The sequence below is a fragment of the Staphylococcus sp. GW823-FHT05F06 genome, assembly GCF_058795495.1.
On sequence record NZ_JBXAHW010000008.1, the window covers coordinates 31,217 to 56,030 of the forward strand.

Below are 24,814 nucleotides of genomic sequence, written 5' to 3' on the forward strand. Positions count from 1 at the left end.
AAAGATAAATGATTTAAGGGTTTTTTTATGCATAAATCATTTGTTCTAACCCGTTTTACTATCTATAAGATTGTTATTGTAATAAAATATTGACATTAAATACTAACATAACGAAAAATAATTGAAAGGAATGAAATAATGGTACAAAATGCATTTGTTGCACTGGACTTTGAAACTGCTAACAGTAAACGAACAAGTATTTGCTCTGTAGGTATGGTTAAAGTTATTGATAATCAAATAACAGAGTCATTTCATACCCTTGTGAATCCTTTTGACTACTTTACTGAAACAAATATTACTGTACATGGCATCCATCCCGAAGATGTGCAAGATGCTCCTGGATTCAAGCATGTCTATCCATATATGCTAAAATTTATTGATCAACTTCCTGTTGTTGCCCATAATGCTGCTTTTGATATGAATGTGTTACATCAAAGTTTAAAAAGTCATAATATAGATACACCTTCTTTGACATACTTTTGTTCATATCAATTAGCTAAACGAACAATTAATGCATATCGATATGGGCTAAAACATTTAATGAATCATTACCATTTAGATTTTCACGGTCATCATGATGCGTTAAATGATGCTAAAGCTTGTGCAATGATTACCTACCGCTTATTGAAACATTATGATGATCTTCAAAGCATGTTGAGTATATATGGAAAAAATCTCAAAGATAAAGGCTGATTGTCCACTTAACTTGTGTTCATCAGCCATTTAAATAAAATCATATATTGTTAAATTTTTAAAATCAGATTGCTCTAAACTCCCGACCGTTACACCTATTAATCGAATCGGAATCTCTGGATCTTTTAAGTCGTTATATAAAGTATAGGCAATATTATAGATATCAGTTTCAGTACGAATAGGATCTCTCAAACTTTTTTGCTTTGAGATTGTTTCATATTGATAGGTCTTTATTTTTACAGTGACTGTTTTACCTGATTTTTGAATTTTATTTAAACGTTCTGCTGTTTTTCCTGAAAGCTCTCTTATTTTTCTTAAAATAACATCATCATCGTTAACATCTGTAGAAAATGTCCTTTCAGTCCCAACAGATTTACGAACTCTACTCGCCTTTACTTCATTATGGTCTATACCTCGAGCTTTATTATACAAACCTCGTCCTCTTTTACCGAATAAACGTATTAATTCAAATTCATCTTTATTATATAAATCTTGACCTGTATATATATGATGTTGATGCATTTTTTTCTTCGAAGCTTTGCCTACCCCTGGAAAATCTCCAATATCTAATTGCATTAATATTTCATGTACATTATTGTAATCAATTACTGTCAAACCATTCGGCTTGTTCATACCACTCGCTAACTTTGCTAAAAACTTATTATAAGACACGCCAGCTGACGCAGTTAAACGTGTTACTTCGTATATATCTCTGCGAATATAATTTGCAATGGTTGATGCTGGTAAATCCGGTCTCACTAAATGTGTAATATCTAAATAAGCTTCATCTAAAGACATGGGTTCTACTAATTCTGTATAACTTCTGAATATTTTCATGATTTGACCAGATACCTCTCTATAAGTATCAAAACGGCTTGTTACATAATATCCATTGGGGCATAGCTTATGTGCTTGAGTCATAGGCATAGCAGAGTGAACACCATAAGCTCTTGCTTCGTATGATGCCGTAGAAACTACGCCTCGATGACTCGCTTTACCGCCAACGATGACAGGTTTTCCTTTTAGTTTAGGATTATCTCTCATTTCAACTTGAGCAAAAAAATAATCCATATCTATATGAATAATTCTTCTTTCAGTCATCGACTCACCTCACTATGTCTTCCAAATAATGGCTTTATATTATTATACGCCATCCTTTCTATGTTTACATGTATTGTGCACATGGTAATATTTGTATTGTTTATTTAATTAATGTAATAAAAAAAATAGGACTACAATTTTTAGAATAAATTCATAGTCCTATCCTTTTCTACATAAGTAGTTATGTGAATGTAGTTGCATATTTTAATGAGATTTTTTATTACAATTGAAACGAGATGAAAAATAAGAAATGAAATTTTTAAATCAATTATCAACTTTGATATATACGCTTGTCACTATAATTAGTGATTATTCATAATAGGTTTGAGTAGGCTTTTGATGATAAAGATACAAACCTTCTCCATAGGTTTGTATATATTTGAATTTGCTTTGTAATGCCAATGCTACTAAAAACACATCTATCATACAATAACTTGTATGTATACTAAACATAAAGATTAAAGATGAAAAGGAATATATTTGAATAAGTGCTAGTAAGGTCGCACTTATGATAACAAGTGGTGCTATCATGATAATTGTAAATTGCCACCGATGAAAACAAGTCTGAGAGAACTGTACAATAATTTTGTTTTTATCATATTTTAAAGATGGTTTTTCACCTTTAGAAAATATAATGAACAAAATACGATGAATAAACTCGTGCAAAATAACTAGTACTGCGAAACCTACAAATCCAAAAATAAGATTCATGACAAGATTTTGTTCAATGATATGCGTTGTTTGATAAGCCCATTTATAAGTAAATAGTATTGTAAATAGCGCCAATACAATTTGCAACAGAACAAATCGTTGGATTTGAAATTTGTTGCCTGATAAATCTATTTTATGCACATTCACCCCTCCAGTTCTCTATTTTCAAAAACAGTATACAATTTTTATTATAGCTAAAAAAGACCTTTTTCAATAAAGTAAGTTGCTTGTAATACAATCTTAACAATCACTTCAAAATAACAATGAATTGACTTCTATTAAATTCACTCTTCGTCTTTACGTACAAATAATGCTACAGTCTCAATATGAGTTGTTTGTGGGAACATATCAACTGGTGTAATTTCTACTAACTCGTATTGTTCAGCCAATATTTGCGCATCTCTTTGTTGCGTTGAAGGGTTACATGATATATAAACAATCCTTTTCGGATTTAATTTTAAAAGAGTAGTTAAGAAAGTTTCATCGCATCCTTTTCTAGGTGGATCTACCATGACTACGCCTGGTTTAATCCCTTGTGATTTCCATGTTAAGATAACATCTTCTGCTTTTCCACATTCGAAAGTCGTATTTTTAAGTTGGTTTTTAGTCGCATTGTCTTCCGCATCTTTTATGGCTTGCGGAACAACTTCTACACCATAAACATGTTTTGCTAGTGGTGCCATATATAGACCAATCGTTCCTATACCACAATACGTATCCAATACTATTTCTTTTCCTGTTAATTGAGCATAATTCAGAGCTTGCTGATAAAGTTTTTCAGTTTGTGATGAGTTAATTTGGTAAAATGATAAATCAGAAATATGATAAGTTACTTCACTTAATTGGTCTTCAATTTTATCTTTACCATATAAAGTCATTGATTGACGCCCCATTATAACATTAGAATGGCTATTGTTTATATTCTGTTTAATACTTGTTATATTTGGAAATTCTTTTTTTAGCTTGTTTACTAATAGTTCTGATTGTTTAAATGTTGCTCCATTTGTAACAAAGATAACCATCATTTCATCGGTATGATAACCAGTCCTTACTACTAAATGACGTATTAAACCTGTTTTTGTTTTTTCGTTATATATAGATATATTTAATTCATTGAGCCAGTACTTCACTCGATTCATTACTTCTTGATGTTGTCTATCTTGTATAAGACAACTATCCATATCTATAATGTCATGGCTACGTTGTCTATAGAATCCCATTATAACTTGATTCGAGTTACTTTGACCTACAGGAATTTGAGATTTATTACGGTATCGCCAGGGATTGACCATGCCAATAGTTTCCTTTATAACCGTATTCTCAAAAGGGCCTTTTCTATGAAAAAGATTAACTACTTGTTCTCTTTTCATATCCAATTGCGCTCTATATGTCATATGTTGTAATTGACAACCACCACACTTTGCATAATAAATACAAGGTGGTGTCACTCTATCATCACTTTCACTTATGACCTCTATCAATTTTCCTATAGCAAAATTCTTTTTCACTTTAATTAATTTAAATTTAATTTCTTCATCAATTAAAGCATTAGGAATAAAAATTGGATATCGATCAACTTTAACAACTCCGTGTCCCTCATGAGTTAAATCAATAACCTTTCCCGTTTTAACTTCGTTTTTCTTAATTGTTTCCAATTTTTTCCCTCCCACATACAAAAAGGTTAGGAATATAATGTGTGGCATTCCTAACCTTAAATTTGATGTCGTAATAATTTTATTGCTTATCAGGCGTAATATCAGTTATCGTATCATTTTCTAATAGTTCTTCGTTAAATACATCTTTAGGTGTAAAAATTTCTATGTGCTGTTCTAAATTAAGGAAATTTGCAGGTAATTTCCCACCGTATTCACCATCAACATTAAGTTGCATATCAGTAAATGATGAAATATTAATAGACTTCGCTTTAGCATAAATGACTTTAGGATGTTTTGTATGCTCACCTCGAGACGCTAGTGTCATAATATGACCCAATTCAGCAAGATTTGCTTTTTCTACAATAATTAACGTGAAATAACCGTCGTCAAGCTTCGCATCTGGAACTAATTTTTCAAAGCCAGCCATTGAATTCGTTAAACCTAAAAGGAATAGTAAAGCTTCTCCTTGGAAGATGTTATCATCATATTCGATACGTACATCTACTGCTTTCATTTGAGGTAACATTTCGAATCCTTTAATGTAATACGCGAACGGTCCTACAATTGATTTCAACTTACTTGGTGTTTCATAAGATACTTGTGTTAGTTTCCCCCCTGCAGCTAGGTTAATGAAATAACGATTATTCATCTTTCCAATATCTACCTTGGTTGTGTGACCATCAATGATTACATCAATCGCCCCCATTATATCGCTTGGTAAATGAAGTGCTCTTCCAAAGTCATTAACGGTGCCCATTGGTATTACACCTAATTTAGGCCGATTGGGTTGTTCGGCGATTCCGTTGACCACCTCATTTAACGTACCGTCACCTCCAGCTGCAATGAGTAAATCATATTCACTTTCTAGTGCTCTTTCAGCTTCAAAAGTAGCATCACCAATTTTTTCAGTTGCATATGCACTCGTTTCATAACCTGCCTTCTCAAGTTTAATCAGTGCATCTGGTAATACACGTTTAAAAAGTTCTTTTCCTGATGTTGGATTATATATAATTCTTGCACGTTTTCTCATAGTTAATCCCTCAAATTCATATACTCATTACTTATATTATATGATTTATACATCAGTTAAAAGTATTTATTTCCGATTTCTCTAAACTAATCGGTACTACAAAGATAAAATATATGTAATTTTAAACATTAAGAAACTTAATACTTAAACTTTTCAAAAGTAATAAAAGCTTCTAACAAAGTTCATATCCTTTGTTAGAAGCTTAAAGTATTATAATTTTCGAATTAACGGTTATCTAATTCTTGTTTTAATAGGCTATTAACTTTTTGTGGGTTAGCTTGACCTTTAGAAGCTTTCATAATTTGGCCCACTAAGAATCCCATAGCTTTACCTTTACCATTTTTATAATCTTCTATTGATTGTGGATTATTATCTAATGCATCTGTTACAAATTTAAGTAGTGTTGCTTCATCAGAAATTTGTACTAAACCTTTATCTTCCATAATTTGTTTAGCATCTCCACCATTTTCTGCTAGTTCTGGAAAAACTTTTTTAGCGATTTTACTACTCATTGTTCCGTCTTCTATTAATTTAATCATACCAGCTAAATTTTCAGGTGTTAGTTGCGTATCTTTTAATTCAACTTGATTTTTATTAAGATACTCGTTAACACCTCCCATTAACCAGTTGGAAGTAAGTTTAACATCTGCACCATGGTCAATTGCGCCTTCAAAGAAATCAGACATTTCTTTAGTTAATGTTAATACATGCGCATCATATTCTGGTAGTCCAAGATCATTTACGTATTTAGCTTTACGTTCATCTGGCAATTCTGGAATTGTTTCTCTTACACGTGCTTTCCAATCTTCATCTACATATAATGGTACAATATCTGGTTCAGGGAAATATCTATAATCATCTGAACCTTCTTTCACACGCATTAAAATTGTTTTACCAGTAGATTCATCAAATCGACGTGTTTCTTGACCAATCTCTCCACCATTTAATAATTCTTCTTCTTGACGTTTCTCTTCATATTCTAAACCTTTTTTAACGTAGTTAAATGAGTTAAGGTTTTTCAATTCAGTTTTTGTACCAAATTCCTTTTGACCATATGGACGAAGTGAAATATTAGCATCACAACGTAGGGATCCCTCTTCCATTTTACAATCAGATACACCTGTATATTGAATGATTGAACGTAGTTTTTCTAGATAAGCATATGCTTCTTTAGGTGAACGAATATCGGGTTCAGATACAATTTCAATTAATGGCGTACCTTGACGGTTTAAGTCTACTAGAGAATAACCATCTTTATGTGTTGATTTACCTGCATCTTCTTCCATATGAAGACGTGTAATACCGATACGTTTTGTTTCTCCATCAACTTCAATATCAATATAGCCATTTTCTCCAATAGGTTGATCAAACTGAGAAATTTGATATGCTTTTGGATTATCTGGATAGAAATAGTTTTTACGATCAAATTTTGAATTTGTAGCAATATCCATATTTAATGCCATTGAAGCTCTCATTGCCCAATCTACTGCACGTCTATTAACTACTGGTAATACACCTGGATAAGCTAAGTCGATAACATTTGTATTTGAATTTGGTTCAGCTCCAAAATGTGCGGGTGATGGAGAGAACATTTTTGAGTCCGTTTTTAACTCAACATGAACTTCAAGTCCGATTACTGTTTCAAAATGCATGATTTCCACTCCTTATAAATTTTCGTATGCGTCATGTAAGTTGTATTGTGTTTCAAATTGATAAGCGACACGATATAACGTTTTTTCGTCAAAAGGTTTACCAATTAATTGTAAACCAATTGGGCGTCCGTTTGATTGTCCACAAGGAACTGAAATACCAGGTAAACCGGCAAGATTAACTGGTGTAGTTAATAAGTCATTCGCATACATTGTTAAAGGATCATCAATTTCTTCGCCAATATTAAATGCTGTTGTAGGTGCTGTCGGTCCAATCACAACATCATAAGATTCAAATACTTTGTCAAAATCATTTTTAATTAACGTTCTAACTTTTTGAGATTTTTTATAGTATGCATCGTAATAACCTGAGCTTAAAGCAAAAGTACCTAAGAAGATACGTCTTTTGACTTCTTCACCAAAGCCTTCCGATCTAGACATTTTATATAATTCTTCTAACGATTGTGCTTCTTTAGAATGATATCCATATCTAATACCATCAAATCGCGCTAAATTTGCTGAAGCCTCTGATGACGCAATAACATAATATGATGGAATACCATATTTTGTATTTGGTAATGAGACTTCGTCAACTTCAGCACCAAGTGATTTTAACGTTTCAACCGCTTCTTTTACAGAAGTCTTAACTTCTTCACTTACACCCTCACCTAAATATTCTTTAGGTAATGCAATTTTAAGACCTTTAATATCTTCACCAATATCAGAAGTAAAATCTACATCATCAACAGGTGCGCTTGTAGAATCATTCGCATCTACACCGGAAATTGCCTCAAGTACTAATGCGTTATCTTTAACATTACGCGTGATTGGTCCAATTTGATCTAAAGAAGAAGCAAATGCAACTAAACCGAAACGTGATACACGGCCATAAGTTGGTTTCATACCAACAACACCACAATAAGATGCAGGTTGTCTAATAGAACCACCAGTGTCTGACCCTAAACTAAAAGGAACTAAACCTGCTGCAACCGCTGCTGCAGAACCACCTGAAGATCCTCCTGGTACTGCTGTGTGATCGAAAGGATTTAATGTTTTCTTAAAATATGAAGTCTCTGTAGAGCCACCCATTGCAAACTCATCCATGTTTAATTTACCAATTAAAACCGCGTTTTCATCATGTAGTTTGTTCATTACAGTTGATTCATAAATAGGTACAAATCCCTCTAACATTTTACTTGCACATGTAGTTTCTACATCTTTTGTGATGATATTATCTTTGATTCCCATAGGAATTCCAAATAGTTTACCATCCATTTGATCTTTAGCTTGTAATTCATCTAATTCTTCGGCTTTTTTTATTGCATTTTCTTTATCTAAAGCTAAGAATGACTTGATTGTTGGATCAGTTTCTTCAATAGCTGCGTATATATCTTTTACTACATCAGAAGGTTTAATTTCTTTATTTTTGATTAATTCAGTTAATTTTTCGATAGATTCAAAACGAATACTCATCTTAAGCGTCCTCCCCATTCATGATGGATGGCACTTTAAATTGACCATCTTCTGTTTCTTTCGCATTTTTCAATGCTAATTCTTGAGGAATGCCCTCGATTGCTTTATCGTCACGTAATACGTTTTGTAAATCTAATACGTGATAAGTTGGCTCAATACCTTCTGTATCGGCACTATCATTTTGTTTCGCAAAATCTAAAATACTTTCTAAAGTATTAGCCATTTCTTCTGTTTCTTCAGGAGAAATTTGAAGTCTAGCTAAATTAGCAATATGTTCAACTTCTTCACGTGTTACTTTAGTCATTAAATAAAAGCCTCCTTAATACTCATTCATCACCAAATTGTATCAAATTTCGAACCAAAAATCTAAATATTTATGAATAAGTTACTCAAAATAAACACTTGATATTAAGGTGTTTAATGAACTTTTACATAAGAATTCCCTTAATTATCATCTCTATGTTTTAAAATGATAGATGAATTAAAGTTTAATTCTAACAATAATTTTATACATATTTATGCAATAGATATTAATTAATTATAAGACACATCTAGAGTTAAAAACCTTTTATCAAAGACTTTTTATACTACTATTAAATTTTTTACTTTTCTGAACATTTAGTTACATTGTATAATGTTACATGTATCTTATATCATTATTTAATAAAGGGAGTGTTAATTATGTTTACATTAGGTACAGCTCTCAGTAATCAAATTGATGCAAATTGGCAGACTTACGTTATGATTATTGTCTATTTCATAATCCTTCTAATTATTGGCTTCTATGGTTATCGACAAGCTACTGGAAACTTAAGTGAATTTATGTTGGGAGGACGTAGTATCGGACCATATATCACAGCTTTATCAGCTGGTGCCTCTGACATGTCTGGATGGATGATTATGGGACTTCCAGGTTCAGTATACAGTACAGGTTTATCCGCCATTTGGATAACCATTGGATTAACCTTAGGTGCATACATTAATTATTTTGTTGTTGCTCCAAGACTACGTGTTTATACTGAGATTGCGGGAGATGCTATTACACTCCCAGACTTTTTTAAAAATAGACTAGATGATAAGAAAAATATTATTAAAATTATTTCAGGATTGATTATTGTCGTATTTTTCACTCTATATACGCATTCAGGTTTCGTTTCTGGCGGAAAACTCTTTGAAAGTGCATTTGGATTGAATTATCATGCTGGACTCTTGATAGTGGCTATTATAGTTATTTTTTACACTTTCTTTGGTGGCTATTTAGCTGTATCAATTACTGATTTTTTTCAAGGTGTGATTATGCTTATTGCTATGGTAATGGTACCTATCGTTGCATTGCTTAAACTCAACGGTTGGGATACATTTCATGATATTGCTCAAATGAAACCTACAACCTTAGATTTATTTAGAGGAACCACTGTTTTAGGCATTGTTTCATTATTCTCATGGGGACTCGGATATTTTGGTCAACCACATATTATAGTAAGATTTATGTCTATCAAATCACATAAATTACTACCAAAAGCCAGACGTCTGGGAATAAGTTGGATGGCAGTCGGTCTATTAGGAGCGATTGGTGTGGGATTAACAGGAATTTCATTTATATCTGAAAGACATATTAAATTAGAAGATCCTGAAACACTATTTATTGTGATGAGTCAAATATTATTTCATCCGCTTGTAGGTGGATTTTTATTAGCAGCCATCCTTGCTGCAATAATGAGTACTATCTCTTCACAATTACTAGTAACATCAAGTTCTTTAACTGAAGATTTCTATAAACTAATCAGAGGTTCAGATAAAGCATCATCACACCAAAAAGAGTTTGTTTTGATTGGACGCTTATCAGTTCTACTTGTTGCGATAGTTGCTATTACGATTGCTTGGCATCCAAACGATACAATACTAAATTTAGTTGGTAATGCTTGGGCTGGTTTTGGAGCTGCATTTAGTCCTTTAGTACTCTACTCTTTATATTGGAAAGATTTAACACGTGCAGGAGCTATTAGCGGAATGGTAGCTGGTGCTGTAGTTGTTATTGTTTGGATTTCTTGGATAAAACCCTTGGCTACAATCAATGCATTCTTTGGTATGTATGAAATCATTCCAGGTTTCATAGTTAGCGTATTGATTACGTACATCGTAAGTAAATTAACAAAAAAACCTGATGATTATGTTATTGAAAATCTTAATAAAGTTAAACACGTCGTTAAAGAATAAATGTACAATTATCAGACTATATCAAAATTATAATATTGATTAATTAAATAACAATTACAAGTATAATTTAAATATTTCTCTAATATACAGTGTCAATTTATTTTATTCACATAAGAAAATAGCTATGAAGAAATCTATCAATTTAAATTTCTTCATAGCTAATTTTTTTCATTTAAATTTATTGACGGCTTGAAAAATGAGTCAAAATCATCAATAACATCAAATTGCAAATATATTCCTTTGGTAATGGATTGACCATTAAACTTAATTCGAATTCTATTCTATTCTTTTCTATACAATGAAACGGGTGTCATACATCATCAGTAACTAATTATGATAGATATGAACTTGTGGTTCTTTATCGTCTTTAGTTTTACTAATGAGAGCACGTGGAGTATTTCCATCTTTGATTCTAATTTCATACTCATCTAGTTTATCAAAATATTTTTCGGCTTGCTCTGTAACATATTGTGTAATACCTATCGTTTCTGCCTGTCCGTAATAATCTATAGGCAAATCAACTGTAAGTTGTTTAGCTTTTTTATTTACGAATTTAACCTTACCAACTGCTTGTGTGAAGTTTGAAAAATACGATTGCAAATTATCATTAAACTGTTTAAAGTTATTATTCAGCGTTTCATCATAATCAGCTGCAGTTGACGAAGGAATTAAGGCTGCTTTTTCATTAATATTATCCCAAGAGTTAATTTTAGTTTTACCCTCTTCAACCGTAGTACCAACTATAAATTCACCTGGTGTAATGGAATCTTGACTTGATTGTTTATAGATAGCAAAATGAATAGGAATATCTTTCAAATCACTATTCTCACGTAAACGAGAAAGCATTTCACTAGCCATCTGTTTACCTTGCTTTTCAATCTCTTTATCAGATAAATCTTTACTAAATGTTTCGCCATCTTTCTCTTTTTTGTAATAATAAACACTATTCATGGCTAAACCAATTGTCATCCCTTTTATATTTTTACCTTTAGAATCACTATTTCCATAAAAATCCTGCTCGAGTATATTTGAAAGATAGGCTGGAGAATTTTCAGCTATTTTCTCTTCATCTGTTTCACCATTGTGAGATGGATTGAGTCCAAGATTCTCATTAGCATTTTTGCTTTTCTTTTCTTTTTCGCTCATCTTGTCAATTTCTTTTTTCGTATACTTCGGATCTAAGTATGCATTAATCGTTTTTTTATCTAAATATTGTCCATCTTGATATAAATACTTATTTGTTGGAAAGATTTCTTTACTTAATTCTAGTAAACCACTTTCAAAATCTTCTCCATTATAACCATTTGCCATATTATCTTGTAATAATCCACGAGCCTGGCTTTCTTTGAAGGGTAATATAGTCCTATAGTTATCACCTTGAACTTTTTTATCAGTCGCTATTTGTTTCACTTGATTTTTATTATGGTTATCCTTATGTTCACTTTGTTCTTTATCTGATGAAGTTTGTTTATGTCCATCTCCGCAAGCCGTTAATAATAACAGTATCGACATGAGTAAAAATATTGTTCGCTTCATTCACGTACTCCTCTAATTATTAGATTCCATTTTGTTTTTCAATAAATGCTGCTTCAGTCCAAATTTCAGTACCATACTTCTCAGCTTTGGCTAATTTAGACCCTGCATCTGCTCCAGCTATGACAATATCAGTACTTTTAGTCACGCTGTTTGTAACTTTAGCACCTTGCATTTTCAACCATTCAGATGCTTCATTTCTCGTCATTTGCTCGAGTTTCCCTGTTAATACAATTGTTTTCCCACTAAAATCAGGATGACCTTCGATTTCAGTTGTTTTAATTCCTTTATAAGACATATTAACATTTTTATTACTTAATTTTTCAATTAATGAACGAATATCACTATTTTCGAGATATGTTACAACAGATTGTGCAAGTTTATCTCCAATATCTTGAATTTCAATTAATTCACTTTCAGTTACTTTAAAAAGTTGATCCATCGTTTCATATCGCTCAGCAAGTACTTGACTAGCTTTTACACCTAAATGTCTAATACCCAGTCCAAATAATAAATGCTCTAATGACTGTTCTTTAGATTTTTCTATCGCTAATAAAAGATTATCAACTTTCTTCTTTCCCATTCTCTCTAATGGTAATAAATCTTCTTCTTTCAAATAGAAAATATCTGCGACATCTTTGATTAACTGATTTTCGTATAGCTGATGAATAATTTTAGTACCTAAACCATCTATATTCATCGCTTGTCTTGAAACGAAATGTATAAGTCCTTCAATAAGCTGTGCCTGACATTTTGGATTAATACAACGTAAAGCAACTTCTCCTTCAATACGAACTAATTCATGTCCACAACTAGGACAATGTGTTGGCATATGATAAATTTCCGATTCGTTAGGTCGTCTATCTAAAATACTTTTTACAACTTCAGGGATGATGTCCCCGGCTTTTTTAATAACAACACTATCTCCGATACGTATATCTCTTTCATGTATTAAATCTTCATTATGAAGTGAGGCTCTTGAAACTGTAGTACCAGCTACTTTTACAGGTTCTAGAATTGCAGTTGGTGTCACAACACCCGTACGCCCAATACTTAGCTCAATATCCAATAATTTTGTAATAACTTCTTCAGCTGGAAATTTATAAGCAATCGCCCATCTTGGAGATTTTTGCGTATAACCCATTTCCTCTTGTTGAGATAAATCGTTAACTTTTATAACAATACCATCAATATCGTAAGATAAAGATCCTCTTTTGCTTGTCCATTTCTCTATATAATTAAGTACGCCCTCAATATCTGATACTCGTTCACGTTCTTGGTTAGTTTTAAAACCTAATTGGTCCAATTCCTCTAGCGCTTCACTTTGTGTTGTTGCATTAAACTCGGTTAGGTCATTCACACTATATAAGAAGACGCTTAACTTTCTTTTCGCAGCTAGTTTAGAGTCAAGTTGTCTTAAAGAGCCTGCAGCAGCGTTTCGTGGATTTGCAAAAGGTTGTTCACCATTTTGTTCTTTTTCATTATTCAAATGAATGAATGAACGACGTGGCATATAAGCTTCCCCACGGACCTCAAAATTGAGAGGTTCTTTAATTTTTAGTGGTATAGCATGTATAGTTCTTAGATTTTCAGTGATATCCTCACCTGTCGTACCATCACCACGTGTAAGTCCTTGAACAAAACGACCATTTTCATATTTGAGCGAAACAGCCAAACCATCTATTTTAAGTTCACACATGTATTCGACCTTACCAATACTATCACGAATACGTTGATCAAATTTTCTTAAATCTTCTTCATTAAAAGCATTACCTAAACTTAACATAGGCGTGTCGTGATTTACTTTTTCAAAAGAAGACTGAGCTTCGCCACCCACACGCACTGTTGGAGAGTCTGTCGATTTGAATTCTGGATATTTTTCTTCAATTTCAATCAGCTCATGTAATAACTTATCATACTCACTGTCAGGCACTGAGGGATTATCTTGTACATAATATTCATAACTATATTGATTCAATAAGTCATGTAATTTTTCCACACGCTTTTTAACACCTTGCATCCCCTATGAGTCCTCCTTCTTTGTTATTGGTGCGAACTGAGCTAATAATCGTTTTGGACCTTCTGATTTAAATATAATATCCAACTCTACAGATCCATTTTTTTCATTCACGTTACTAACCATCCCTTCACCCCATGCTTTATGCATAACTTTATCTCCTACTTTCCAATCAGATGATGAAACTTGTTTTTTAGTTGATGTAGTACGCTTACTAAAACCTCTTTTAGGTTGAGATTTGGGATATATAGTTTGTCTTTTTTGACCGGTATGACTATCAAGTAGGTCTTCTGGGATTTCTTTTAAAAATCGAGATGGCATATTGGATTGAGAACGACCAAACAACATTCTGGTCGTTGCATTTGTGATATAAAGCAACTCTTCTGCTCGTGTAATTGCTACATAACAAATACGACGTTCCTCTTCCATTTCATGATCATCTTCACTTTTTATTGCTCTGATATGTGGGAACAACGACTCCTCCATTCCCATAATAAAAACTATAGGAAATTCAAGACCTTTTGCTGAATGCATTGTCATCAATGTTACACCATTCTGTGTATCTGCTTCGTCAATATCAGCAACTAATGATAAATCTGTTAGAAAATTAATAAGTGATTGTTCCTCTAAAGGAGTATTTTCCTCATAATCTTTAGGTACAGACATAAATTCATCTAAGTTTTCTAATCGACTTCGTGATTCAATACTTTGTTCTCGATCAAGCATGTCTCTATAGCCTGATTTTTGTAGTACTTCATCTACGATTTCACTAATTTCGAGAAATTCTTGTTCTTTGATTAAATTTTGAATCATTTCATAAAAACTGATACATTCTTGAGTTACCTTTTTAGAGAGACCTATAAAATCTACCTCAGCCAATGCGTCAAACATACTTATATTATTTTGAAGTGCATAGGTTTGGATTTTTTCAACAGATGAAGGTCCAATACCACGTTTAGGCACGTTAATAATACGTTGCAAACTAATATCATCATTGCTATTAGCAATAACTCTTAAATAACTAAGTAAATCTTTAATTTCTTTACGGTCATAGAACTTTTGACCCCCAACCATTGTATAAGGAATATTTGATTTCATAAATGTTTCCTCAAGTACACGTGATTGGGCATTTGTTCTATATAATATAGCCATTTCACTATATTTTTTACCACTGCGTTGATGCTTCATTATTTCTTTAACAACGTATTCTGCTTCATCTCTTTCAGTCATAGCTTCATAATACTGAATTTTGTCTCCTCCAGAATTTGCAGTCCATAGACCTTTAGGTTTACGTTCAGAATTATGTTTTATAACTTCATTTGCAGCATTTAAAATATTCTTAGTTGAACGATAGTTCTGTTCGAGGAAAATTGTCTTTGCCTCAGGATAGTCCTCTTCAAAAGATAAAATATTTTGTATATCAGCTCCTCTCCAACCATAAATAGATTGGTCAGAATCACCAACAACACATAAATTTTTAAATTTGTTTGCTAATAGTTTTACTAAGGTATATTGTGCTTTATTGGTATCTTGATACTCATCTACATGTATATATTGAAATTTATTTTGATAGTATTCTAGAGTTTCGGGTACACGTTCAAATAAATTAATAGTTGTCATAATTAAATCATCAAAGTCGAGTGCTTCATTACGTGATAACTGTCTTTGATAACCTTTGTAAACCGTTGCAACCATTTGAGAGTGAAAATCATTCGCCTCTTTTTGAGCATCCTCAGGTGTTTTTAATTCATTTTTCAAATTGCTAATTGCACCAATAAACATACGTGGCTCAAATCGCTTACTGTCTATATTTTCACTTTTCAATACATCTTTAATCACTGATTTTTGATCGGTAGGATCAATGATAGTGAAATTTCTTTCAATGCCAATACGATCAGCATCTCTTCTCAGAATTCTTACACACATAGAGTGAAAAGTGGACATCCAAATCACTTGCGCTTCTTCTCCCACAAGATGTTCGACACGCGCCTTCATTTCTTTAGCTGCTTTATTTGTAAACGTAATAGCTAAAATATTATAAGGTGATACATCTTTTTCATCTAATAAATACGCAATGCGATGTGTTAACACACGTGTCTTTCCTGATCCAGCACCTGCCATAATAAGCAATGGGCCTTCTGTTGTTCTAACCGCTTCACTTTGCTCTGAATTCATATTTTTTACTAGCGCATTCATTTATTAGACTCCTTTATCTTTACAGTTTTTAATGCTTTTTTAATGTCGTTATATATAATATCGCCGACAACAATGGTATCCGCAATGTTAGACATTTCGTTAGCTTTGTCAATGTTTGTTATACCACCGCCATAAAATAATTGAGTATGTTGAAGCATATTTGCAATCGCTTTAACCTTATCAACATCTCCATATGTGCCACTATATTCTACGTACATGATTGGAAATCGATATAATTCTTCTGCCATTTGTGCATATGCTTCGACATCTTCTATACCTAATTGAGTATAAGCTTTGGTAATTTTTGCAACTTTACTATTTGCGTTTAGAACGACATATCCCTCGAAAAAAACTTCATCAAAATTAATCACATGTCCATATTTTTTAAGGGCTTCTAGTAAAATTTCGTTATGATATTTTGTATCCTTACTATTCATGACTGTTGGAATAAAATAGAAATCAAAACCAGGCATCACACTTTCTACATTCGAAACTTCTAAGACAAGTGGTAACGGATAACGTCTTACTCTACTCATTAAATGAATAACATTATCTTCTGTTACATCATCTGTCCCACCAATAATTATTGCATCAGTGTTAGACATACACAGTGCCTCTAAATTTTCATCCGAAATTGATTTAGCCGGATCTAATTTAAACATATGTTTCCACTTGGTTATGTCGTACATTTTATGAAACTCCTTTATTTAACATACCCTAAATTATAGCATTTTTAAGTTTTAAGTTCTAAAGACTAAATAAGTTAATCCTATATGATTTTAAGTCATATGTAATTTAACATATGCTTTAAGCAAAAATGACTATACTGCTACTAAATTCAATAACTAGATACTGTGTAAATTCGTTATAATAAATCAGATAGAATGCTTAAATTAATTATCTTTAAAAATTTATCTTCATTAAAAAATAGCTTCGAAAGATTTCAATAAATCTTTCAAAGCTATTAATGTATTAAATGAAACACTGAAATCATACGAAAGTATATGCATTCTTATGCCTTTGTTTCAATATTTAGTCTATCCAAAATCATTGTATAAGCATCATTACCCCATTGTAACGAACGCTTTACTCTAGAAATCGTTGCAGTCGATGCACCAGACTCTTCTTCAATAGTTGCATAAGTATAACCTTGCTTAATCATTTTAGCAACTTGAAGTCTCTGAGATAATGACTGTATTTCATTTACAGTACATAAATCATCGAAAAACTGATAACATTCTTCTCTGTTTTCTAGTGCTAAGATCGCATCAAATAATTCATCTAATGACTGACCTCTTAATTTTTCAATTTGCATCTCGAACAACCCCTATACAAATATTCTCTCATTATTTTAACTTACTAATTCGTTAAAGTGTAGTAGTTTCATGAAAAATGTATAGGAAATTAGAATCATTTGTCTTGTATTAAATTTGATTTAATTAAGATAAACCAGCACGCGCGAATATAGTGTCGACCTGATTAAGATGATGCTTAGGATCGAAGCAATCATCTAATTCTTCACTTGATAGAACGTCAGTTATAGATGAATCTTGTTCAATTAGCTCTCTAAATGGTGTTTTTGTTTCCCAAGATTCCATTGCTTTAGGTTGAACTTTATCATAAGCTTCTTCACGTACCATGCCTTTATTAATTAATGCTAGTAGTACGCGTTGTGAGAAGATTAAACCATACGTTTTATCAATATTATTTCTCATATTATCTTCATAAACTGTTAGTCGATCAACAATATTCGTAAATCGATTAAGTGCATAATCTAGAGCAATTGTAACATCTGGTAACATGATACGTTCTGCAGAAGAATGAGAGATATCTCTTTCATGCCATAAAGGTATATTCTCGTATGCAGTAGTAATATATCCTCGAATCACACGAGATATACCTGTAATATTTTCAGAACCGATTGGATTTCTTTTATGTGGCATTGCTGATGATCCTTTTTGTCCTTTTGCAAATGCCTCTTCGACTTCTCTAGTTTCAGTTTTTTGTAAATTACGAATTTCTACTGCAAATTTTTCCATTGATGTAGCAATTAGTGCTAATGTAGCAATGTAATAAGCATGACGATCTCTTTGTAATGTTTGAGTAGAAACAGCTGCAGTGTCTATTCCTAAATGTTCACATACGTAAGCCTCAATTTCGGGTGGAATATTGGCAAATGTTCCTACTGCTCCACTCATTTTCCCTACTTCTATTTCTTTACGCACTTCTTTAAAACGCTTAAGATTACGTTTCATTTCAGTATACCAAAGAGCCATTTTTACGCCAAAAGTTGTAGGCTCAGCATGAACTCCATGTGTACGCCCCATCATCAATGTATATTGATATTTTTTAGCTTTGGCAGCTAATACATCTATAAATCTTTCTAAATCTTTTTCAAGGATTTCGTTTGCCTGTTTAATTACATAACTTAAGGCAGTGTCAACTACATCAGTGGAAGTTAATCCATAATGTACCCACTTACGTTCATCACCTAAAGTTTCAGAAACTTGGCGTGTAAATGCAACTACATCGTGTCGTGTTTCTTGTTCAATTTCTTTAGCGCGTTCAACATTTACTTTGGCATTTTCACGAATTTTTTTTACATCTTCTTTAGGAATATAACCTAACTCACTCCATGCTTCACACGCTAGAATCTCTACTTCTAACCATGCTTCATAGCGATTTTGATCCGTCCAAATACTAGACATTTCATCTCTTGAATAACGTTCTATCATTCTTTGTAAACTCCTATCGTATGTATTATAGCTCCTACAAAAACTGTACATTATCACATTTTTTATAAGAAAAGTTCGTTTCTAAGCTTTCATCTATAGTTTAACAGAACTTGATTAAAATGTATAAGTGTTTATCTAGTTATTACTATTTTATTTGAATCAATCTAGAAACACAATCTGGTAAAAACTATAGTTAGATGTAAGATAATGCTTTATTTAATTTTTAGTATAAAATTTCCAATTCGTTTCGCCTGTAAAATTTCTAGAGTAACTCATTTCAGTTGAATTACCAAGTGTCTAAAAGCAATTGATATAAGACCGGCATTAACATTATTATCAGTAATCAATGCATAAAAATACCTAGGACAATAGTGAGTGTCCTAGGCTTTAACATTCTATAGTTAATCATATTTATTGGATTAAAGCACCTACAAATATAATATCCTGTTTTAAAATCTCTATACTGCCATCTTTGTTCTCTTTATAAACTGGTTTCTCAATACGACGTATTGGCATAAACCCTTCTTTTTTCATTCTGTCGAGACAATCTGCAATTGTTTCTTTATCTTCAACTCTAAACTTTTTGCTCATTTGAGCTACCACCTACTATTTCTTCGTGATCTACTACAACTTCCAGTTGTTCTGGTTCATAAGCTTTCAGTTTACGTTTACGTACACCCTTAACCCAGAATCCTCCGTGAATATTTCTTGGTTCATACGCTATAATAAATGCCTTGGGATCTAAGTTTTTGACAGTATCCATTAACTTTAATTCATATTTTCTTGGTGTTAATATTTGCATTACCATTCGACTTCCATCTCTACCAAATGCTTCGTAGTGGGTTACACCATACCCTAAATTTCTTAATTCATTTGGTAAATCTAACTCATATTCCGATGAAGTAACATTGACAACTGTATAACCCAACGCAAGTTTTTCCTCGATTTTCATTCCTACTATAATACCGACTGAGAATCCTAATGCATAAGCAAAAATATTTTGGATTTGGTCTAGGCTAGACATTACTAACCCTAAACCAACAACATAAACTAAGACTTCCATAAAACTAACTACTGCTGCAACATAACGATAACCTTTCAAAGTCAATATCGTTCTCATTGTTAAAAATGTGACATAACATACATTAATTATAAAAATTGCTAAGACCATTAACCATGGATTTTGAGCAATTGCTGACATATTATTCCTCTTTTCTTACTTTTAAATCCAGATTATTTTATCAGTCGCCAATCATTTTGTCACTTATAAATTTTCATTTGTTATATTTAGGCCATGAATATCGTGTATAAGCAAGTTCACGCTTATGTGCATTTCTAACATAATGTTTTTCGATTGTTTCACGAGCAGTTCCAGGAATTTCTTTACCTTCTAAATAATCATCAATATCATGATAAGATACGCCTAGTGCTTCCTCGTCTGGTAACTGAGGTTTATCATCTTCTAAATCAGCTGTTGGCACTTTTTCATAAAGGTGTTTAGGTGCTCCTAGATAAGCTAGTAATTGTTTACCTTGTCTTTTATTTAACCCAAAGATAGGCGCAATATCCGCAGCACCATCTCCATATTTAGTGTAAAATCCTGTAATATTTTCGGCAGAGTGATCAGTTCCTAAAACTATACCTTGAGTATTAGAAGCAATTGAAAATTGAACTTTCATTCGTTCACGTGCTTTTTCATTACCCTTTTGAAAATCAGTAAGTTTGATGCCTGCTTCACTAAGTGATTGAACACTCTGATCAACTGCTGGTTTAATATTAACTGTATATGTTGTGTCAGGATTAATAAACTCAAGTGCATCTTCTACTTCATGAGCGTCTTGTTGCACACCATAAGGTAATTTCACTGCTATAAATTTACAGTTACGTCCCTCTTCTTTCAATTCATTTACTGCTAATTGTGCTAACTTACCTGTTAGAGTAGAGTCTTGACCACCTGATATTCCAAGAACAAGAGTTTGTATAAATGAATGTGATTTTACATACGCTTTAATAAATTGCTTAATTTCCTGGATTTCCTCTACACTGTCAATTTGTTTTTTTACTTTCATTTCATTAACCACAACATCTTGCAATCTACTCATTTTCATCCTCCATCTCTTTAACGTGTTCAGCAACTTCAAAAATACGCTTATGCTTATTTTCCCAACATTTAGTGCTTAAATCTACTGGATAATCTTGCGGGTTAAGATATCGTTTATTTTCTTCCCATAAAATACTTAAATTATTTTTAAGATAGTCCTGAGCTTCATATTCATCTGGAAGATGGTATACAAGTTTGCCATTTTCAAATATAGATTGATGTAGATTAACCGCTTTAAATGATTTAATAAACTTCATTTTGTAAGTGTGAACAGGATGGAACATTTTCAATGGAGATTCGTCATTAGGATTTTCACCTTCTAGCGTAATATAGTCGCCCTCAGCCTTGCCTGTTTTATTATTAATAATACGATAAACATTTTTTTTGCCTGGTGTAGTAACTTTCTCAGCATTATTTGATAATTTAATGCGATCACTCATTGTGCCATCATCTGTTTCAATAGAAACCAATTTATAAACTGCGCCTAAGGCTGGTTGATCATATCCTGTAATCAGTTTTGTACCTACTCCCCATCCGTCAACTTTAGCGCCTTGTGCTTTTAAACTTGTAATAGTCTGCTCATCCAAATCATTTGATGCGATAATTTTAGCTTCTGTAAAACCAGCCTCATCTAACATTCTACGAGCTTCTTTAGATAGGTACGCAATATCACCAGAATCTAATCTGATACCTATAAAATTAATAGTATCTCCTAACTCTTTTGCAACCTTAATTGCGGTTGGTACTCCTGATTTTAAAGTATGGAAAGTATCAACTAAGAACACACAATTTTTATGTCGCTCAGCATACTTTTTGAATGCTATATACTCATCACCATATGTTTGTACTAGTGCGTGTGCATGTGTGCCAGATACAGGTATATTAAAAAGTTTTCCTGCTCTAACATTACTTGTAGAATCAAACCCTCCAATAAAGGCTGCTCTAGCGCCCCACAGTGCAGCATCGATCTCTTGAGCTCTTCTTGTACCAAATTCCATCAAAGTGTCATGCGTTGCTATTTGACGAATTCGGCTGGCTTTAGTTGCAATTAATGTTTGGAAATTAATGATATTTAACAAAATAGTTTCAATAAGTTGCGCTTGGATTAAAGGTGCTTCAACTCTTAATAATGGCTCATTACCAAAACAAATTTCACCTTCTTGCATAGATTTAATATTCCCTGTAAATTTCAAATCTTTTAGGTAGTTTAGAAAATCTTCTTCGTAACCTATCGATTTTAAATATGTGATATCTTCATTTGTAAACCCAAAGTTTTCGATGAAATTCACAACGCGTTTCAATCCGTTGAATACCGCATATCCACTATTAAATGGCATTTTTCGAAAATACAAATCAAACACTGCTATTCTTTCATGGATACCATCATTCCAGTAGCTTTCAGCCATATTAATTTGATATAAATCATTGTGTAACATTAAGCTATCGTCGTTATATTGGTACACTTTAACATCTCCAATCGACTTAAATATTTACAATTATTTTATCATAATTCATATATAGTAGGTACTTGCATGTTTGATTTACATTTATTTCTTAATAAATTCTAATATAGTGTCGACAAATTTATGACAATTACCTATATTATTCAAGAAACAGTATATGCTCACGTATAATGACGATTGAGGTGTTTTAAATGCTAATAGATAAAGCAAGATCATTTATTCAGACCATGTATAGCGAATTAAAATATAATACTAATGAAGTTGAAAATAGAATGAAAGAGATTGAGCAAGAAATTAACTTGACTGGTAGTTACACACATACTTATGAAGAATTATCTTACGGTGCAAAAATGGCATGGAGAAACTCAAATCGTTGTATTGGTAGACTGTTTTGGGGTTCTTTAAATGTTAAAGATGCCCGAGATGTATGTGACGAAAAAGAATTTATAAAATTTATACATACACATATTAAAGAAGCTACTAACGGTGGAAAAATCAAACCATATATTACAATTTTTAGTCCTGAAGATACACCTAAAATTTATAATAATCAGTTGATTCGTTATGCTGGTTATGAAAATGTTGGCGATCCATCTGAAAAAAAGGTTACTCGTTTAGCTGAACATCTAGGTTGGAAAGGTAAAGGTTCAAATTTTGATATTTTACCTCTGATTTATCAATTGCCTAACGACACTATAAAAATACACGAACTTCCAAGTGATATTGTAAAAGAAGTTTCTATACATCATGAACACTATCCCAAGCTTTCAAAATTAGGTTTAAAATGGTATGCGGTACCTATTATTTCAAATATGGATTTAAAAATCGGTGGTATTACTTACCCTACAGCACCTTTTAATGGATGGTATATGGTAACCGAAATTGCTGTACGTAATTTCACAGACACCTATCGTTATAATCTTTTAGAAAAAGTTGCAGAAGCTTTTGAATTTGATACACTTAAAAATAATTCATTTAATAAAGATCGAGCACTCGTAGAGTTAAATCATGCTGTGTATCATTCATTTAAAGCTGATGGTGTTTCTATTGTTGATCACTTAACTGCAGCGAAGCAATTTGAAATGTTTGAACGAAATGAACATCAACAAAACAGAGATGTTACTGGTAAGTGGTCTTGGCTGGCACCTCCACTTTCACCAACTTTAACTTCTAACTATCATCATGGATATGATAATACAATGCATCATACGAATTTCTTCTATAAAAAAGAAGAACCTATGAAGTGCCCTTTCCATTAATTTAAACGAGGTGGCATAATGCATTTATATTATCTAGGACCTAAAGGAACTTTTTCATATCTAGCCGCTAAGCAATTTGAATCACATGAACAGTATGACTTCATTCCATTATCTAACTTGCATGAAGTCATTCAATCCGTATCTAAAGATAAACAGGCTGTCGGAATTGTCCCTATTGAAAACTCTATTGAAGGTACTATTAACATTGTCGCTGATTCATTAGCACATCATGATGTATACGCACATGGTGAAATTCAACTAGATATAGATTTTTCACTTTACGGTCATCATTCAAATTCACTTGATGATATTCATAAAGTATATTCAATTGCTCCAGCAATCAGTCAAACAATAAACTACATTCATCGTCAACAGTTTGACTATGATTATGTAGATAGCACTATTCAAAGCCTTAACATGATAAAAGATGGTATTGGAGCAATAGCTCCTCTTGGGAGTGGGGAAACTTATGGCTACCATACTTTAGATCAACATATACAAGATTACCCTCATAATGTAACTAGATTTTTAGTAGTGAAAAATCATACTCATTTTATTGAACATCCAAACACAACTATCTTCCTTATCACGCCTAAGTATGATAAGCCAGGACTTTTAGCTAGTGTTTTAAATACTTTTACTTTATTCAACATAAATTTATCGTGGATTGAATCTAGACCACTTAAAACTCAATTAGGTATGTATCATTTTTATGTTCAAGCCGATACTGCTATAAATAATGATGTGAATAAAATTATTTCAATTTTAGAGACTTTGGATTTTCAAGTTAAAATTATCGGCGCTTTTAATAAGAAAAACTAACTTTACATGAATTGTAAAAATTCTTGTGAATACAATATTTTTTACAATTTCATAAAATAAGAGGCCAGGACATAATTCCTAGAAAATAGCCAGTAAATGAGTTTTTATAAATTCATTTACTGGCTTCTTTATTTACAATACTTTGTATTGTTGGCTCGC

General features: G+C 32.3%; 21 protein-coding genes. 4 read left to right on the forward strand and 17 right to left on the reverse strand.

Annotation, left to right across the window (positions count from 1 at the left end; all coding sequences use genetic code 11):
• Positions 1-138 precede the first annotated feature (138 nt).
• Complete coding sequence (locus tag AC1Q7N_RS06715; RefSeq protein WP_001830405.1) at positions 139-693, forward strand: 3'-5' exonuclease; 555 nt, start codon at positions 139-141, stop codon at positions 691-693.
• A 30-nt stretch (positions 694-723) separates the two neighbouring features.
• On the opposite strand, the gene dinB is transcribed toward AC1Q7N_RS06715, so the two are convergent.
• From dinB to gatC, 7 genes are all read right to left on the reverse strand, one after another.
• Positions 724-1,794, reverse strand: a complete 1,071-nt coding sequence (gene dinB / locus AC1Q7N_RS06720; protein ID WP_001830390.1) for a DNA polymerase IV — start codon at positions 1,792-1,794, stop codon at positions 724-726.
• Between the two features lie 309 nt (positions 1,795-2,103).
• On the reverse strand, positions 2,104-2,646 hold the full coding sequence (locus tag AC1Q7N_RS06725) for a DUF3267 domain-containing protein (protein WP_001830365.1): 543 nt from the start codon (positions 2,644-2,646) through the stop codon (positions 2,104-2,106).
• A gap of 143 nt (positions 2,647-2,789) precedes the next feature.
• Positions 2,790-4,160 carry a 23S rRNA (uracil(1939)-C(5))-methyltransferase RlmD gene (rlmD, locus tag AC1Q7N_RS06730; protein ID WP_002484894.1) on the reverse strand — a complete coding sequence of 457 codons (1,371 nt, stop codon included), beginning with the start codon at positions 4,158-4,160 and terminating at the stop codon, positions 2,790-2,792.
• 79 nt (positions 4,161-4,239) lie between these two features.
• Complete coding sequence (locus AC1Q7N_RS06735) at positions 4,240-5,190, reverse strand: diacylglycerol kinase (protein WP_002484891.1); 951 nt, start codon at positions 5,188-5,190, stop codon at positions 4,240-4,242.
• Positions 5,191-5,414: 224 nt separating this feature from the next.
• Positions 5,415-6,842, reverse strand: coding sequence for an Asp-tRNA(Asn)/Glu-tRNA(Gln) amidotransferase subunit GatB (gene gatB, locus AC1Q7N_RS06740; protein WP_002457087.1), 1,428 nt, complete (start codon positions 6,840-6,842; stop codon positions 5,415-5,417).
• Between the two features lie 12 nt (positions 6,843-6,854).
• Positions 6,855-8,312 carry an Asp-tRNA(Asn)/Glu-tRNA(Gln) amidotransferase subunit GatA gene (gatA, locus tag AC1Q7N_RS06745; RefSeq protein WP_145376447.1) on the reverse strand — a complete coding sequence of 486 codons (1,458 nt, stop codon included), beginning with the start codon at positions 8,310-8,312 and terminating at the stop codon, positions 6,855-6,857.
• Position 8,313: 1 nt separating this feature from the next.
• A complete protein-coding gene (gene gatC, locus AC1Q7N_RS06750; RefSeq protein WP_002457086.1) occupies positions 8,314-8,616 on the reverse strand; it encodes an Asp-tRNA(Asn)/Glu-tRNA(Gln) amidotransferase subunit GatC in 303 nt (100 codons plus the stop codon).
• Positions 8,617-8,993: 377 nt separating this feature from the next.
• Between gatC and putP the strand changes: the two genes are divergently transcribed.
• Complete coding sequence (gene putP, locus AC1Q7N_RS06755; protein ID WP_002489904.1) at positions 8,994-10,529, forward strand: sodium/proline symporter PutP; 1,536 nt, start codon at positions 8,994-8,996, stop codon at positions 10,527-10,529.
• Positions 10,530-10,856: 327 nt separating this feature from the next.
• Here the strand turns inward: putP and AC1Q7N_RS06760 are convergent, their stop codons facing one another.
• From AC1Q7N_RS06760 to AC1Q7N_RS06805, 10 genes are all read right to left on the reverse strand, one after another.
• Positions 10,857-12,065, reverse strand: coding sequence for a CamS family sex pheromone protein (locus tag AC1Q7N_RS06760; RefSeq protein WP_001830442.1), 1,209 nt, complete (start codon positions 12,063-12,065; stop codon positions 10,857-10,859).
• Positions 12,066-12,084: 19 nt separating this feature from the next.
• Positions 12,085-14,082 (reverse strand): NAD-dependent DNA ligase LigA, encoded by a 1,998-nt coding sequence (ligA, locus tag AC1Q7N_RS06765; protein ID WP_001830451.1) that lies wholly within the window; start codon positions 14,080-14,082, stop codon positions 12,085-12,087.
• Between the two features lie 3 nt (positions 14,083-14,085).
• A complete protein-coding gene (gene pcrA / locus AC1Q7N_RS06770) occupies positions 14,086-16,275 on the reverse strand; it encodes a DNA helicase PcrA (RefSeq protein ID WP_001830418.1) in 2,190 nt (729 codons plus the stop codon).
• Positions 16,272-16,964 (reverse strand): heptaprenylglyceryl phosphate synthase, encoded by a 693-nt coding sequence (pcrB, locus tag AC1Q7N_RS06775; protein ID WP_001830396.1) that lies wholly within the window; start codon positions 16,962-16,964, stop codon positions 16,272-16,274. The genes pcrA and pcrB overlap by 4 nt, the downstream gene beginning before the upstream one ends.
• A 323-nt stretch (positions 16,965-17,287) precedes the next feature.
• Positions 17,288-17,590: a YerC/YecD family TrpR-related protein gene (locus AC1Q7N_RS06780; protein ID WP_001830443.1), complete on the reverse strand. Its 303-nt coding sequence runs from the start codon at positions 17,588-17,590 to the stop codon at positions 17,288-17,290.
• Positions 17,591-17,714: 124 nt separating this feature from the next.
• On the reverse strand, positions 17,715-19,010 hold the full coding sequence (gene purB, locus AC1Q7N_RS06785) for an adenylosuccinate lyase (RefSeq protein ID WP_002440416.1): 1,296 nt from the start codon (positions 19,008-19,010) through the stop codon (positions 17,715-17,717).
• 411 nt (positions 19,011-19,421) lie between these two features.
• Positions 19,422-19,601: an NETI motif-containing protein gene (locus AC1Q7N_RS06790; RefSeq protein ID WP_001830380.1), complete on the reverse strand. Its 180-nt coding sequence runs from the start codon at positions 19,599-19,601 to the stop codon at positions 19,422-19,424.
• Positions 19,585-20,211, reverse strand: a complete 627-nt coding sequence (locus AC1Q7N_RS06795) for a DUF2179 domain-containing protein (RefSeq protein ID WP_001830398.1) — start codon at positions 20,209-20,211, stop codon at positions 19,585-19,587. The genes AC1Q7N_RS06790 and AC1Q7N_RS06795 overlap by 17 nt, the downstream gene beginning before the upstream one ends.
• Positions 20,212-20,284: 73 nt before the next feature.
• Positions 20,285-21,112 carry an NAD(+) synthase gene (gene nadE, locus AC1Q7N_RS06800; RefSeq protein WP_002455874.1) on the reverse strand — a complete coding sequence of 276 codons (828 nt, stop codon included), beginning with the start codon at positions 21,110-21,112 and terminating at the stop codon, positions 20,285-20,287.
• Entirely contained in the window at positions 21,105-22,574 is a 1,470-nt protein-coding gene (locus AC1Q7N_RS06805) for a nicotinate phosphoribosyltransferase (RefSeq protein WP_001830368.1), read from the reverse strand. Before AC1Q7N_RS06805 ends, nadE begins: the two co-directional genes overlap by 8 nt.
• Positions 22,575-22,765: 191 nt before the next feature.
• Between AC1Q7N_RS06805 and AC1Q7N_RS06810 the strand changes: the two genes are divergently transcribed.
• The gene (locus AC1Q7N_RS06810) at positions 22,766-23,833 is read left to right on the forward strand and encodes a nitric oxide synthase oxygenase (RefSeq protein WP_001830408.1); all 1,068 of its coding nucleotides are present in this window, start codon (positions 22,766-22,768) and stop codon (positions 23,831-23,833) included.
• A gap of 18 nt (positions 23,834-23,851) precedes the next feature.
• A complete protein-coding gene (locus AC1Q7N_RS06815; RefSeq protein WP_001830419.1) occupies positions 23,852-24,655 on the forward strand; it encodes a chorismate mutase in 804 nt (267 codons plus the stop codon).
• Positions 24,656-24,814 lie beyond the last annotated feature (159 nt).

Excerpts from the sequence above, each read along its gene's own strand:
- AC1Q7N_RS06735 (WP_002484891.1), bottom strand. The coding sequence starts at position 5,190 with ATGAGAAAACGTGCAAGAATTATATATAATCCAACATCAGGAAAAGAA.
- AC1Q7N_RS06810 (WP_001830408.1), top strand. The coding sequence starts at position 22,766 with ATGCTAATAGATAAAGCAAGATCATTTATTCAGACCATGTATAGCGAA.
- purB (WP_002440416.1), bottom strand. The coding sequence starts at position 19,010 with ATGATAGAACGTTATTCAAGAGATGAAATGTCTAGTATTTGGACGGAT.
- AC1Q7N_RS06790 (WP_001830380.1), bottom strand. The coding sequence starts at position 19,601 with ATGAGCAAAAAGTTTAGAGTTGAAGATAAAGAAACAATTGCAGATTGT.
- AC1Q7N_RS06795 (WP_001830398.1), bottom strand. The coding sequence starts at position 20,211 with ATGTCAGCAATTGCTCAAAATCCATGGTTAATGGTCTTAGCAATTTTT.
- putP (WP_002489904.1), top strand. The coding sequence starts at position 8,994 with ATGTTTACATTAGGTACAGCTCTCAGTAATCAAATTGATGCAAATTGG.
- ligA (WP_001830451.1), bottom strand. The coding sequence starts at position 14,082 with ATGCAAGGTGTTAAAAAGCGTGTGGAAAAATTACATGACTTATTGAAT.
- gatA (WP_145376447.1), bottom strand. The coding sequence starts at position 8,312 with ATGAGTATTCGTTTTGAATCTATCGAAAAATTAACTGAATTAATCAAA.
- pcrB (WP_001830396.1), bottom strand. The coding sequence starts at position 16,964 with ATGTACGACATAACCAAGTGGAAACATATGTTTAAATTAGATCCGGCT.
- AC1Q7N_RS06715 (WP_001830405.1), top strand. The coding sequence starts at position 139 with ATGGTACAAAATGCATTTGTTGCACTGGACTTTGAAACTGCTAACAGT.
- nadE (WP_002455874.1), bottom strand. The coding sequence starts at position 21,112 with ATGAGTAGATTGCAAGATGTTGTGGTTAATGAAATGAAAGTAAAAAAA.
- gatC (WP_002457086.1), bottom strand. The coding sequence starts at position 8,616 with ATGACTAAAGTAACACGTGAAGAAGTTGAACATATTGCTAATTTAGCT.
- gatB (WP_002457087.1), bottom strand. The coding sequence starts at position 6,842 with ATGCATTTTGAAACAGTAATCGGACTTGAAGTTCATGTTGAGTTAAAA.
- AC1Q7N_RS06815 (WP_001830419.1), top strand. The coding sequence starts at position 23,852 with ATGCATTTATATTATCTAGGACCTAAAGGAACTTTTTCATATCTAGCC.
- AC1Q7N_RS06780 (WP_001830443.1), bottom strand. The coding sequence starts at position 17,590 with ATGCAAATTGAAAAATTAAGAGGTCAGTCATTAGATGAATTATTTGAT.
- pcrA (WP_001830418.1), bottom strand. The coding sequence starts at position 16,275 with ATGAATGCGCTAGTAAAAAATATGAATTCAGAGCAAAGTGAAGCGGTT.
- dinB (WP_001830390.1), bottom strand. The coding sequence starts at position 1,794 with ATGACTGAAAGAAGAATTATTCATATAGATATGGATTATTTTTTTGCT.
- AC1Q7N_RS06760 (WP_001830442.1), bottom strand. The coding sequence starts at position 12,065 with ATGAAGCGAACAATATTTTTACTCATGTCGATACTGTTATTATTAACG.